13 protein-coding genes are annotated in these 13,801 nt (G+C 54.2%); all 13 read left to right on the forward strand.

The window, feature by feature from the left end; all coding sequences use genetic code 11:
- Positions 1–199: 199 nt before the first annotated feature.
- The 13 genes from JQU52_RS08400 (at position 200) to lpdA (ending at position 13,748) form a co-directional block, all read left to right on the forward strand.
- Entirely contained in the window at positions 200–946 is a 747-nt protein-coding gene (locus JQU52_RS08400; RefSeq protein WP_230338063.1) for a GntR family transcriptional regulator, read from the forward strand.
- A 155-nt stretch (positions 947–1,101) separates the two neighbouring features.
- Positions 1,102–1,479, forward strand: a complete 378-nt coding sequence (sdhC, locus tag JQU52_RS08405; protein ID WP_379061317.1) for a succinate dehydrogenase, cytochrome b556 subunit — start codon at positions 1,102–1,104, stop codon at positions 1,477–1,479.
- Positions 1,476–1,823, forward strand: a complete 348-nt coding sequence (gene sdhD, locus JQU52_RS08410; protein WP_230338065.1) for a succinate dehydrogenase, hydrophobic membrane anchor protein — start codon at positions 1,476–1,478, stop codon at positions 1,821–1,823. Before sdhC ends, sdhD begins: the two co-directional genes overlap by 4 nt.
- Entirely contained in the window at positions 1,820–3,583 is a 1,764-nt protein-coding gene (gene sdhA, locus JQU52_RS08415) for a succinate dehydrogenase flavoprotein subunit (RefSeq protein ID WP_230338066.1), read from the forward strand. The genes sdhD and sdhA overlap by 4 nt, the downstream gene beginning before the upstream one ends.
- 12 nt (positions 3,584–3,595) lie before the next feature.
- On the forward strand, positions 3,596–4,300 hold the full coding sequence (locus tag JQU52_RS08420) for a succinate dehydrogenase iron-sulfur subunit (RefSeq protein ID WP_230338067.1): 705 nt from the start codon (positions 3,596–3,598) through the stop codon (positions 4,298–4,300).
- On the forward strand, positions 4,300–4,551 hold the full coding sequence (locus JQU52_RS08425) for an FAD assembly factor SdhE (RefSeq protein WP_230338068.1): 252 nt from the start codon (positions 4,300–4,302) through the stop codon (positions 4,549–4,551). Before JQU52_RS08420 ends, JQU52_RS08425 begins: the two co-directional genes overlap by 1 nt.
- Before the next feature lie 70 nt (positions 4,552–4,621).
- Entirely contained in the window at positions 4,622–5,905 is a 1,284-nt protein-coding gene (gene gltA / locus JQU52_RS08430) for a citrate synthase (protein ID WP_230338069.1), read from the forward strand.
- Positions 5,906–6,275: 370 nt separating this feature from the next.
- Positions 6,276–9,107 carry a 2-oxoglutarate dehydrogenase E1 component gene (locus tag JQU52_RS08435; protein WP_230338070.1) on the forward strand — a complete coding sequence of 944 codons (2,832 nt, stop codon included), beginning with the start codon at positions 6,276–6,278 and terminating at the stop codon, positions 9,105–9,107.
- Positions 9,108–9,171: 64 nt separating this feature from the next.
- Entirely contained in the window at positions 9,172–10,377 is a 1,206-nt protein-coding gene (gene odhB / locus JQU52_RS08440) for a 2-oxoglutarate dehydrogenase complex dihydrolipoyllysine-residue succinyltransferase (protein WP_230338071.1), read from the forward strand.
- Positions 10,378–10,448: 71 nt separating this feature from the next.
- A complete protein-coding gene (locus JQU52_RS08445) occupies positions 10,449–10,694 on the forward strand; it encodes a hypothetical protein (protein WP_230338072.1) in 246 nt (81 codons plus the stop codon).
- A 10-nt stretch (positions 10,695–10,704) separates the two neighbouring features.
- Complete coding sequence (locus JQU52_RS08450; RefSeq protein ID WP_230338073.1) at positions 10,705–11,424, forward strand: toxin-antitoxin system YwqK family antitoxin; 720 nt, start codon at positions 10,705–10,707, stop codon at positions 11,422–11,424.
- A gap of 92 nt (positions 11,425–11,516) precedes the next feature.
- A complete protein-coding gene (locus tag JQU52_RS08455; RefSeq protein WP_230338074.1) occupies positions 11,517–12,233 on the forward strand; it encodes a toxin-antitoxin system YwqK family antitoxin in 717 nt (238 codons plus the stop codon).
- 84 nt (positions 12,234–12,317) lie between these two features.
- The gene (gene lpdA, locus JQU52_RS08460) at positions 12,318–13,748 is read left to right on the forward strand and encodes a dihydrolipoyl dehydrogenase (protein WP_230338075.1); all 1,431 of its coding nucleotides are present in this window, start codon (positions 12,318–12,320) and stop codon (positions 13,746–13,748) included.
- The last annotated feature ends 53 nt before the right edge of the window (positions 13,749–13,801 follow it).

A 13,801-nucleotide genomic window follows, 5' to 3' on the forward strand; every position in this document is an offset into this window, starting at 1 on the left:
TGTGCGTACGACAGCGATTTGATTGCGCCGGATTAGGCTGTTGCTGTGCACCAAACCGGCTCATCATACCAAAAAAAATGGCTTTGTGCGCTGCCAAATCAAGGCTGCCTGAAAATATTTAAACCATTACGGCAAAAATACTTATAACTTATATAAGACTTGGTTTACAGGCGGCAAAAAAGCCGTACAATACCGCCTTATGCACAACACGCCCATTCGTTCCGCCATGCCTTTGTATCGGCAAGTGGCAGAGAAAATTCTGCATCAGCTGGCTGAAGGCAGTTTGAAGCCGGGGCAGTATTTGCCCAGCGAATGGGATTTGGCGCATCAATGGCAAATCAGCCAAGGTACGGTGCGCAAAGGTTTGAGCGAGTTGGTGGCGCAGGGCGTATTGGGGCGCCAGCAAGGCGTGGGTACTTATGTAACCCATAAAAATGCCGAGTGGGGCGATTATCCGCTGGTGGACAGCAATGCTTTGCTGCAAACCGCCGCTGCGCCGGTGTGGCCGCGCGCTGAAGTGCTGAGTGTTACGTCTGTACCCGCTGATGATGAAACCGCCGTGCAACTGCAATTACGAGCGCAAGCGCCGGTGTGGAAGTTGGCGGTGTTGTGGCGGCATGGCCATCAAGCGGTGGCTTTGGATGAAGCCTTGATGCCGGTGGCGCAATTGCCGGAGCTGAATATGCATTTTGTGCACCGCCGCTTGAGTGTGTATGCCTTTTTGCAGCTGCATTATGGTGTGGCGGTGCAAACCGCCTTGCAATTTCTGGCTTTGCAGGATTTGCCGCCGGAAGTGGCGCGGTTGTTAAAGGCCGATGCCCATGCGCCGGCATGGTGTTGGTATCGTTTAAGTGTGGCTGCATCGGGGGTGCCGCTGGAGTGGCGGCGACGTTATGTGGTGCCGGGTGGGCTGATGTTGCAAACCTTTGCACCGTCGGCGGTGTAAACAAATGCTGCACTGCGGTGAAAAAAGCCTGTTCAATATGGGTTAAAAGCGGTAAATTAACGAATGGTGCAGTTGTTTCAGGCAGCTGCATGATTTGCATGTGTTGAGTTGGTTTATTTGAGTTTGTTTTGAGTTCTAGAAATAGAGGAATCGTGATGCATAAAAAAAGGCCTAAGTTCCTTGATGTGAAAAGCATACGCTTGCCCATCCCCGGAATTGTTTCCATCTTGCACCGAATCAGCGGCGTGGCATTGTTTGTGTGCCTGCCGCTGTTGCTGTGCTTGTTTGCCGGCACCTTGTCTAAAGAATCTGCTTTTGAAAGCTATCAGGCTTGGGTGAATAACCCGCTGGTGATTCTGATTCTCATCGGTTTGTTGTGGGCCTATCTGCACCACAGCTTGGCCGGTATCCGCTTTTTGCTGCTGGATGCCCATAAAGGCTTGGCATTGCAAACCGCCCGCGCCACGGCCAAAGCCGTGTTTGTGGCCGCCATTGTGCTCACCGTTGTGATTGCAGGAGTGTGCTTGTTATGAGTGAACGTAAACTGACCGGCGCCCATTATGGTTTGCGCGATTGGGCCATGCAGCGCATCACCGCTGTGCTGATGCTGATTTACACCGTGTTTTTTGTGGCGGTGTTGGTGATGTTGCCCAGCGGCTACGAGCAATGGCAGGCGTTTTTCGGCCAAACTTGGGTGCGCTTGGTAACACAGATTTTTGTGATTGCCTTAATGCTGCATGCTTGGGTGGGTGTGCGCGATTTGTGGATGGACTACATTAAAAAATTCGGTTTGCGCCTCACGCTGCATGTGGCCACCATTGTGTGGCTGGTGGGCTGTTTGGTGTATTCGGTTAAAGTGATTTGGGGGTTAGCATGAGTTTGCCTGTTCGTCGTTTCGATGCCGTGATTGTGGGCGGTGGTGGTGCGGGTTTGCGTGCGGCCTTGCAATTATCTAAAGCCGGTTTGAATACCGTGGTGTTGTCTAAAGTGTTTCCCACCCGTTCGCACACCGTGGCGGCGCAAGGCGGGATTTCCGCTTCGCTGGGCAATGTGCAGGAAGACCGCTGGGACTGGCACATGTACGATACCGTAAAAGGTTCCGACTGGCTGGGCGACCAAGACGCCATCGAATTTATGACCCGCCGTGCTCCCGAAGCCGTGATTGAGCTGGAGCACATGGGCATGCCGTTTGACCGTGTGGAATCCGGCAAAATTTATCAGCGCCCGTTTGGCGGCCACACCGCCGAACACGGCAAGCGCGCGGTGGAGCGTGCCTGCGCCGTGGCCGACCGTACCGGCCATGCCATGTTGCATACCCTGTATCAGCAAAACGTGCGTGCCAACACCCAGTTTTTTGTGGAGTGGATGGCACTGGATTTGATTCGCAACGATGAAGGCGATGTGGTGGGTGTTACCGCGCTGGAAATGGAAACCGGCGATGTATACATTCTGCACGCCAAAGCGGTGCTGTTTGCCACCGGCGGTGCCGGCCGTATTTATGCTTCTTCCACCAATGCCTTTATGAATACCGGTGATGGTTTGGGTATGGCGGCGCGTGCCGGCATTCCTTTGGAAGACATGGAATTCTGGCAATTCCACCCCACCGGCGTGGCCGGGGCAGGTGTGTTGATTACCGAAGGCGTGCGCGGTGAGGGCGGTATTTTGCTCAATTCCGAAGGCGAGCGCTTTATGGAGCGCTATGCGCCCACGGTAAAAGATTTGGCTTCGCGCGACGTGGTGTCACGCGCCATGGCGATGGAAATTCACGAAGGCCGCGGGGTGGGCAAAAACAAAGACCACGTGTTGCTGAAGCTGGATCATTTGGGTGCGGAAAAAATCATCGAAAAACTGCCGGGCATTCGCGAGATTGCGATTCAGTTTGCCGGTGTCGACCCGATTAAAGACCCGATTCCGGTGGTGCCCACCTGCCATTATATGATGGGCGGCATTCCCACCAATTACCACGGCGAAGTGGTGGCGCCCGCAGGCGACAACCCCGAAGCGGTAGTCAAAGGCTTTTACGCTGCTGGTGAATGTGCCTGTGCCTCCGTGCACGGCGCCAACCGCCTAGGTACCAACTCATTGTTGGACTTGGTGGTGTTTGGCAAATCGGCAGGCGACAGCATGGTTGAGTTTGTACAGAACTATGGCGACTGGAAGCCGCTGCCTGAAAACGCAGCTGAGTTTACCGTAAACCGTTTGCACCGCTTGGAAAACCAAAGCGGCGGCGAAAGCGTGGATGCGGTGCGCAATGAATTGCAGCGCACCGTACAGGCGCACGCGGGCGTGTTCCGCACCGATGTGTTGTTGAAAAAGGGCGTGGAAAAAATCCGCGAAGTGGCTGCCCGTGTGGCCAAAACCGAAATCAAAGACAAGAGCCGCGTGTGGAATACCGCCCGCATTGAGGCTTTGGAGCTGGATAACCTGATCGAAGTGGCACAAGCCACGCTGATTTCGGCCGAGGCGCGTAAAGAGTCGCGTGGTGCGCATGCATCCGACGACCACCAAGAGCGCGACGATGCCAACTGGATGAAGCACACCCTGTATTATTCAGCCAACCAAAGCCTGACTTACAAGCCGGTACACACCAAACCGCTCACTGTGGACTACATCGAGCCGGCCAAACGCGTTTACTAAGGAACCGCCCCCATGGAAAAAATCCGTTTTCAAGTGTACCGCTACGACCCGGACAAAGACGCCAAGCCCTATATGCAGGACTACGAGCTGGAAATCGAGCCCACCGATGTGAAATTGCTGGATGCGATGGTGAAGCTCAAAGCGCAAGACGACAGCTTTGCTTTCCGCCGCTCTTGCCGCGAAGGCATTTGTGGCTCCGATGGCATGAACATCAATGGCAAAAACGGTTTGGCCTGCCTTACCGACATCCGCAGTCTGAAGCAGCCGATTGTGTTGCGTCCGCTGCCGGGTTTGCCGGTTATCCGCGATTTGATTGTGGACATGACGCAATTTTTCAACCAATACCATTCCATCAAGCCTTATGTGGTCAATCACCACCCGGCACCTGAGCGCGAACGCCTGCAAACACAGGAAGAGCGCAAAGAGCTGGATGGTTTGTATGAATGTATTTTGTGTGCCTGCTGCTCCACCGCCTGCCCGTCGTTTTGGTGGAATCCGGACAAATTTGTCGGCCCTTCCGGCTTGCTCAATGCTTACCGCTTTATTGCCGACACCCGCGACACCATTACCAACGAGCGCTTGGATTATTTGAATGATCCTTACCGCCTGTTCCGCTGCCACAGCATTATGAACTGTGTCGACGTGTGCCCGAAACACCTGAACCCCACCGGTGCGATTGGCAAAATTAAGGAAATCATGTTGAAGCGGGCGGTGTAATGCGCTTTGATGATGCCGCACGCCGCCGCATCCGCTGGCTTACCCGCCGCGGCCTGCTGGAGCTGGATATTGTGCTGGGGCGGTTTATGGCGCAAGAATTCGACAGCTTGAGCGACGACGAATTAGCAGTGTTGGTGCAGATTTTGGATTTACCTGATCAGGAATTTCTGGCGCTGGTGAATCAAAAAGAAAGCACCAACAACCCCGCTTTTATTCCCTTGCTGCATAAAATTAGGCAGGCCAAGCCTTAATTTAAGCGGTTTGCTGTAAGGCAACGCTTTCAGGCAGCCTGCTGTTTACCAAAAGAAAAAAGGAGTAGAGATGTCTCAAAACGCCACATTAAAACTTGAGGGGCAAGACAATCTGGAGTTACCGGTTCTGAGCGGCACCCTAGGGCCGGATGTGATTGATATCCGCAAGCTGTACGCCGGCACCGATATGTTCACTTTCGACCCTGGCTTTACCTCCACCGCCTCATGCGAGTCGAAAATCACCTTTATCGATGGCGATAAAGGCCAGCTGTATTACCGTGGCTATCCGATCGAGCAATTGGCCGAATCCAGCGATTATTTGGAAACCTGCTATCTGCTGCTCAACGGCGAATTGCCCAATGCACAAGAGAAGCATGAGTTTGAAACCATCATTCTGCGCCACAATATGGTGCACGAACAGCTGACTTGGTTTTTCCGCGGTTTCCGCCGCGATGCCCACCCGATGGCGATGATGGTGGGTGTGGTGGGTGCCTTGGCCGCGTTTTACCAAGACAGCTTAGACATCAGCGATCCGGATCACCGCCGCATTGCGGAATACCGCATGATTGCCAAAATCCCCACCATTGCGGCCATGTGCTACCGCTATTCCAACGGCCTGCCGTTCAACTACCCCAAAAACCACCTGTCTTACACCGCCAACTTCATGCACATGATGTTTGCCACTCCGTGTGAGCCTTACGAACCCAACCCGGTGCTGGTGCGGGCGCTGGATCGCATCTTTATTTTACATGCGGATCACGAGCAAAATGCCTCTACTTCCACCGTGCGCTTGGCTGGTTCTTCCGGTGCCAACCCGTTTGCCTGTATCGCCGCCGGTATTGCCTGCTTGTGGGGCCCGGCACATGGTGGCGCCAATGAAGCAGTGCTGAAAATGCTCGACGAAATCGGCGATGTGGCGCATGTAGAAGAATTCATGCAAGGCGTGAAGGAAAAACGCTACCGCTTGATGGGTTTTGGCCACCGTGTATACAAAAACATGGATCCGCGTGCTTCCATTATGAAGCAAACCTGCGACGAGGTGCTGGCCGAATTGGGCTTGCAAGATAGCCCCAAATTCAAGCTGGCGATGGCGCTGGAAAAAATCGCCTTGGAAGACCCGTATTTTGTGGAACGCAAACTCTACCCGAATGTGGACTTCTATTCCGGCATCGTGTTGTCTGCCTTGGGTATTCCGGTGTCAATGTTTACGGTGATTTTTGCCTTGGCGCGCACCGTGGGCTGGATTTCGCATTGGCACGAAATGATTGCCGATCCGCACCAAAAAATCGGCCGTCCGCGCCAGCTCTACACCGGCGAACAACGCCGCGATTATGTGCCGGTAAACCAGCGTTAAAACGGTTTCAGGCAGCCTAAACAGATTATCTTAGGCTGCCTGAACGATGTTTATTCCGTATCGCCATGCGCCGCTATAGCGGATTTAAAGTAAACAGCGTGGCGATTGGGAATCAACATCCGCCGCAGCATTAATTATAGTGGATTAAATTTAAACTAAGACAAGGCGGGGAGCCGAAGACAGTACAAGTAGTACGGAACAGATTTTTGTTGTTGCTTTAGCAGCTTACAAAATCGTTCGCTTTGCGCTAAGGCGAGCCAACGCCGTATTAGTTTAAATTTAATTTACTATGATGCGGATACAGATGATTTTGTTGGAGTAGGTGTCCTACTCTTTGTATGGCTTGCAAACAGGTTAAAGGGCTTTTGCCATGATGAAAGAACGAACCAGCCTTTCCTATTTATACGGTGCCAACGCACCTTATATTGAGGAATTGTATGAAAGTTATTTGAAAGACCCCAATTCGGTTGACGGCTATTGGAAAGACTATTTCGATAAAGTGGCCGCTTTGCCCGGCAGCAGTAAAGACGTGGCGCACCGGCCGATTCAGGAGTCGTTTATTAATCTGGCCAAGCAAAAAAGCCAGGGCGGCACCGCGGCTAAGGGTGAAGTCGACTTCAATATGATGCAAAAACAGGTGTCGGTATTGCGGCTGATGTCAGCCTACCGCATCTTGGGTTCGCGCAATGCCAATTTAGACCCGTTGCAACGCAAGCCCAAAGAATATCTGGAGCAGCTTGATCCGGCACACCACGGCCTCACCGATGCCGATATGGCGGTGCAGTTTCATGTGGGCAGCAATTTTTCAGGCAGCCAAAAGCTGCCCTTGTCGGAAATCATCGGCAAACTGGAGCAAACCTATTGCGGCACCATCGGCGTGGAATACATGCACATTACCCGCCCGGAAGAAAAAGCTTGGGTGCAAACCCGCGTAGAGCGCGATTTATCCACCCCGCGTTTAAATAGCGAAACCAAGCGCCGCATTCTGAAAGAACTCACCGCCGCCGAAACCATGGAGCGCTACCTGCACACCAAATACGTGGGGCAGAAGCGCTTTTCGCTCGAAGGCGGCGAAAGCGCCATCGTGGCCATGGATTACCTGATTCAAAATGCCAGCGCCCAAGGTGTAGAAGAAGTGGTGATTGGCATGGCGCACCGTGGCCGTTTGAACGTGCTGGTGAACATTCTGGGCAAATCACCGCGTGATTTGTTTAGCGAATTTGAAGGCAAATACACCGTTAAACTGCCCAGTGGCGACGTGAAATACCACATGGGCTTCAGCTCCAATGTGGCCACCGCCAATGGCCCAGTGCATGTATCGCTGGCGTTTAACCCCTCGCATCTGGAAATTGTGAATCCGGTGGTGCAAGGCTCAGTGCGTGCGCGCCAGCGCCGCCGTGGCGATGGCGGCCGCGATGCGGTGTTGCCGGTGCTGATTCACGGTGACTCGGCCTTTATCGGCTTGGGTGTAAACCAAGGCACGTTTAACCTCTCGCAAACACGCGGTTACACCACCGGCGGCACCATCCATTTGGTGATCAACAACCAAATCGGCTTTACCACCTCCGACACCCGCGATACCCGCTCATCGGTATATTGCACCGACATCGCCAAAATGGTGGAAGCGCCGATTTTCCACGTGAACGGCGACGACCCGGAAGCGGTGTGCTACGTGATGCAGCTGGCGATGGAATACCGCAAAGAATTCGGCAAAGATGCCGTGATTGACTTGGTGTGCTACCGCAAGCTTGGCCACAACGAGGGCGACGACCCGATGCTCACCCAGCCGATGATGTATAAGCGCATTGCCAAACATCCGGGCGTGCGCGGGCTGTATGCAGAACGTTTGGCCAGCGAAGGCGTGGTAACGCCGGAAGAAGCCGAAGCCTATATTCAGGCCTACCGCGATGCACTGGACAAAGGCGAGCATGTGGAGCAAACCACACTCACCGACTACAAACACAAGCACGCAGTGGATTGGTCGCCGTATTTCGGCACCCATTGGAACCACCCCACCGACACCGCCTTGCCCGCTGCCGACATCAAACGGCTTACCGACAAATTCACCACGCTGCCTGAAGGTTTTGCGCCGCACAATACGGTGAAAAAATTGCTGGAAAACCGCCGTGCCATGGCCGCAGGCGAGCAAAACATCGATTGGGGTATGGCCGAAACCTTGGCCTATGCCAGCTTGGTGACCAAAGGCAACGGCGTGCGTATTTCCGGCGAAGACTCTGGTCGCGGCACCTTCTCACACCGCCACGCCGTGCTGCACGACCAAAACCGCGAGCGCAGCGATGCGGGTGCCTACGTGCCTTTGCGCCACATGGCCGACAACCAAGCCAACTTTATGGTAATCGATTCGATTCTGAACGAAGAAGCGGTGTTGGCTTACGATTACGGCTTTGCCTGCGCGGCACCGGATCAGTTGGTGATTTGGGAAGCCCAGTTCGGCGACTTTGCCAACGGCGCACAAGTGGCCATCGACCAATTTATCGCTTCGGGCGAAACCAAATGGGGGCGTTTGTGCGGCTTGACGGTGATTTTGCCGCACGGCTACGATGGCCAAGGCCCCGAGCACTCGTCCGCACGTTTGGAGCGCTGGTTGCAATTGTGTTCCGAACACAATATGCAGGTGGTGATGCCGTCCGAAGCGGCACAGATGTTCCATGTATTGCGCCGCCAGGTATTGCGTCCCTACCGCAAACCGCTGATTATCTTTATGTCCAAACGCCTGTTACGCTTTAAAGACTCCATGAGCCCCTTGAGCGACTTCACCGAAGGCAGCGAATTCCGCCCGGTGATTGGCGATGTGGTGGTGGGCAACGAAGCAACCGCCAAGCGCGTGGTGCTGTGTGCCGGGCAAGTGTATTACGATTTGGCCAAAGCGCGAGAAGAGCAGGGCTTGCAGCAAGACATCGCGATTATGCGGGTGGAGCAGCTCTATCCCTTCCCCTACGAGCAATTGGCTGCCGAGCTGAGCCGCTATCCGAATGCCACCGAAATCGTGTGGACGCAGGAAGAGCCGAAAAACCAAGGCGCTTGGTATCAAATCCGCCACCGCATTGAAGAATTATCCACCAGTAAGCAGAAAGTATTGTTTGCCGGCCGCCCCAGCAGCGCTTCACCGGCCGTGGGCTATATGAGTAAACACGTTGCCCAGCTCAAGCAGTTGTTGGATGATGCCCTTGATGTGAAGTAAACCACCGAGATTAAACCTATTTATGATTAGGCCACCTCGGTGGCCTCCCAAACTGGAGAAAACCATGATTATTGAAGTAAGCGTACCTATGCTGCCTGAAAGCGTTTCCGAAGCCACCTTGATGTCTTGGCACAAAAAAGTGGGTGAATACGTTGAGCGCGACGAAAACCTGATTGATTTGGAAACCGACAAAGTGGTGCTGGAGCTGCCGGCTCAACAAGCCGGTGTGTTGGTGGAAATCATCGAGCAAGATGGCGCTACCGTAACCGCAGGCCAGCTGCTGGCCAAAATCGACACCGCCGCCAAAGCAGGCGATGCTGCGCCCGCAGCCGCCCCGGCTCAAGCCGAAGCGGCTCCGCAAGCAGCAGCCAGCAATGCCCAAGCCGGCGTGGCCATGCCTGCGGCGGCCAAATTGGCAGCCGAAAAAGGCGTGGATGTGGCTACCGTGCAAGGCTCCGGCCGCGATGGCCGCGTGCTGAAAGAAGACGTGCAAAGCGCTGCCGCGGCCTTGGCCGCCGCGCCGGTAAGCCCGGCTTCGGCCAAACCGGTGCCGCAAGCTGTGGCCGGTGATCGCGCCGAACAGCGCGTGCCCATGAGCCGCCTGCGCGCCCGTGTGGCCGAACGTCTGCTGCAATCGCAAGCCGAAAACGCCATTCTCACCACCTTTAACGAGGTGAACATGAAGCCGATTATGGACTTGCGCAATAAATACAAAGACAAGTTCGAAAAAGAATACGGCGTTAAGCTGGGCTTTATGTCTTTCTTCGTGAAAGCCGCCGTGGCCGCGCTGAAAAAATTCCCGGTGGTGAACGCTTCTGTTGACGGCACCGATATTGTTTATCATGGCTACTTCGACATCGGCATTGCCATCGGCAGCCCGCGCGGCTTGGTAGTGCCGATTTTGCGCAATGCCGACCAAATGACCATTGCCGAAATCGAACAGGCGATTATGGACTACGCGGTGAAAGCCAAAGACGGCAAGCTGGCGTTGGAAGACCTTACCGGCGGCACCTTCAGCATCACCAACGGCGGCACCTTCGGCTCGATGATGTCCACCCCGATTATCAACCCGCCGCAATCGGCTATTTTGGGCATGCACGCCACGAAAGAGCGTGCGGTGGTGGAAAACGGTGAAGTGGTGGTGCGCCCGATGATGTATCTGGCCTTGTCTTACGACCACCGCATCATTGATGGGCGCGAAGCCGTACTCACCTTGGTGACCATCAAAGAAGCACTGGAAGATCCGGCACGTTTGATTTTGGATATTTGAGGTTGGTGATGCCGTCCACTGGGTGGGCGGCATTGTGTTGTTGTGTATTGATGATTTACGGGAGATGGATTATGTGGAAATACATATCGTTGTTGGCAGCCTGTAGCACCAAGCATAGCAGCACTGCCTATGCCATAGGTGCTTATGACAGCAAAGGTAATTTGCTGAGCAAACGGGCCGATGTTAAAAGCAATGAGGCGGGCATTACCACTGCGCGCGATACTTTGTGTCAAGTGTATCCGCGTGCAGTGATTCGGGTTACCAACCACAGCAATGGTGAGGAAATGACTCAGTACAGCCCGTACCGTTGCCGCTAAGGAGCGTATCATGAAAATTTGGTTGAAAACCACGTTAACCATTGCCGTTTTGGGCTTGGCGGCTTGTCAAAGCACCCCTACCGCAGGTTTGGGTAGCGGCGATTTGGCGCGCAACCAGCGCACAGTGTTGGCGCAGATTGCCAGCCAGCCGCAGCAGGCGGATCTTTATTTCGATGCTGATGGCCAATACCACAGTGCGCCGGTGGCGGGCGGCTATTACCGCAAGGTATTGGGTCAAACCGCCGGGGGCGGCTGGGTAGTGCAAGACTTCTACCAAGACAGCAAAACCAAGCAGATTGATCCGGGCGTGGTATTCCACCCCAATGGTTTGCGCAATTTCAGTACCGATGTGGTTGATGGCGCGGTGATTTGGTATCGCCCTGATGGTACTTTGTCGCAAAGCGCCCATTATCAGCGCGGCAAACTCGATGGTTGGGTAATGTATTACGATGAACAAAGCCGCGCCCGCTTGGCGGCAGAATTTGTTGATGATACCGCCAGTGGTAAGCAAAAAGCCTTTAACGAACAAGGCCGCTTGGTGATGCAGGTCAGTGTAGACGACCAAAAACAAATCAAGCAGGAATTCTGGTACGGCAACGGCAAACCGGCCGGTATTTGGACTGAGGGCAAACTTGAAGGTTGGGACGAGCAGGGCAAGCCCCTCACCGAAGCACAAACCGCGCATTTGCTTAATTATCTGGAAAGCCGTTTGTATCAGCCGGCGGAATAAACAGCGCAGTTGGCACTTAAGCCAGTACCAAACCCGGAAGCTTGGGTTGTGCTGCACAATTGGCACCGTTGTTAATTTATAAGGAGCGTGTTATGAAAATTTGGTTGAAAACCACCTTAACCATCGCCGTTTTGGGCTTGGCCGCTTGCCAAACTACCTCTAGCGTTGGCCTGAATAGCGGCGATTTGGCACGCAACCAGCGCACGGTGCTGGCACAAATTGCCAGCCAGCCCCAACAAGCAGATATTTATTTTGACGCTGATGGCCAATATCGCAGCACCTCAACGGCGGGCGGCTATTACCGCAAGGTGTTGGGTCAAACGGCCAAAGGCGGCTGGGTAGTGCAAGATTTCTACCAAGACAGCAAAACCAAACAAACCGACCCGGCGGTGATATTCCATGCCAATGGTTTGCGCAATTTCAACAACGATGTGATTGATGGCCCGGTAATCTGGTACCGCCCCGATGGCTCTTTGTTGCAAAGCACCCGCTTTAAGCTTGGCAAGCTTGACGATTGGATAACGTATTACGACCAACAAGATCGCGCCCGTTTGGCAGTGGAGTTTGCAGATGATGCGGCCAACGGTAACCAGAAAGCATATGATGAACAAGGCCGTCTGGTGATGCAAATCAGCGTGGAGGCCAACCGACAAGCCAAACAGGAATTTTGGTATGGCAACGGCAAACTGGCCGGAATATCGACCGCAACCAGCCTACAAGGCTGGGATGAGCAGGGCAAGCCACTTACCGACGTGCAAGCCGAGCGCCTGCTGAACTCTCTGGAAAGCCGTTTGTATCAGCCCGAATAAGCAGGCTGCAACACGGCTGTTGAACCCATACCAAACCCGGCAGCCACCGGGTTTGGTATGACACCTTTAGTAAGAGGAAATAATATGTCTCAATATGATGTTGTGGTGATTGGCGCCGGCCCCGGCGGCTATATTGCGGCCATTCGTGCTGCGCAACTGGGTTTTAAAACCGCCTGTATCGATGCGGGCAAAAACAAGGCCGGTGATGCCCCGGCGCTGGGCGGCACCTGTTTGAATGTGGGCTGCATCCCTTCCAAGGCCTTGCTACAATCGAGCGAAAACTTCCACGCCGCCAGCCATGATTTTGCCGAACACGGCATTGAGGTGGATGTTAAAAATTTCGATGCCGCCAAAATGATTGCCCGCAAAGATGAGATTGTGACCAAGCTCACCGGCGGCATCGGTTTTTTGTTTAAGAAAAACAAGGTCGACAGCCTGCACGGCAAAGGCAGCCTGAAAGGCCAAAACGGCGATGCATGGCAAATCGAAGTGGATAACAACGGCGACAAGCAAACCGTGGAAGCCAAACAGGTGATTATCGCCACCGGCTCGGTGCCACGCCCGCTGCCCTTAATCAGCATCGATAATATCAATGTGTTGGACAACGAAGGTGCGCTCAATTTGGAAGCGGTGCCGCAAAAACTGGGTGTAATCGGCTCTGGTGTGATTGGTTTGGAAATGGGCTCGGTGTGGAAGCGCTTGGGTGCCGACGTTACCATTCTGGAAGCGGCGCCCGCCTTTATGGCCGCGGCCGACCAACAAATCGCCCGCGAAGCGTTGAAAATTTTCACCAAAGAGCAAGGGCTGAAAATCGAGCTGGGGGTGGAAATCAGCGCGGTGAGCCAAGACAAAAACGGCGTTACCGTGAACTACAAGCTCAAAGATGCCGAGCACAGCGCCACTTTCGACAAATTGATTGTGGCCATCGGCCGCATTCCCAATACTCAAGGGCTGAATGCCGCTGAAGTGGGGCTGGAAATCGATGAACGCGGCTACATCAAAGTAGATGCCGATTGTCGCACCAATTTGCCCAATGTGTGGGCGATTGGCGACGTGGTGCGCGGTCCGATGTTGGCACACAAAGCCAGCGATGAAGGCGTGGCCGTGGCCGAGCGCATTGCCGGGCAAAAGCCGCATTTGGATTTCAACACCATTCCGTGGGTGATTTACACCCACCCCGAAATCGCTTGGGTGGGCAAAACCGAAGAGCAGCTTAAAGCCGATGGCGTGAACTACAAAAAAGGCCAATCCGGCTTTGGCGCCAATGGCCGCGCTTTGGGCTTGGGCATGGCGCAAGGCACGGTAAAAGTGCTGGCCGATGCCGAAACCGACCGCATTTTGGGCGTACACATGATTGGCCCGATGGCGTCTGAATTGATTGCCGAAGCGGTGATGGCGATGGAATTCAAAGCCAGCAGCGAAGACATCGGCCGCATCGTTCACGCCCATCCCACCTTGTCCGAAGTGCTGCACGAAGCGGCATTGGCGGCAGATAAACGGGCATTGCACGGCTAATGCTGGAATGTACGATTAAGGCTGCCTGAACGTTTCAGGCAGCCTAAACACAA

This window comes from Paralysiella testudinis (genome assembly GCF_016894345.1).
Lineage (GTDB): Bacteria > Pseudomonadota > Gammaproteobacteria > Burkholderiales > Neisseriaceae > Paralysiella > Paralysiella testudinis.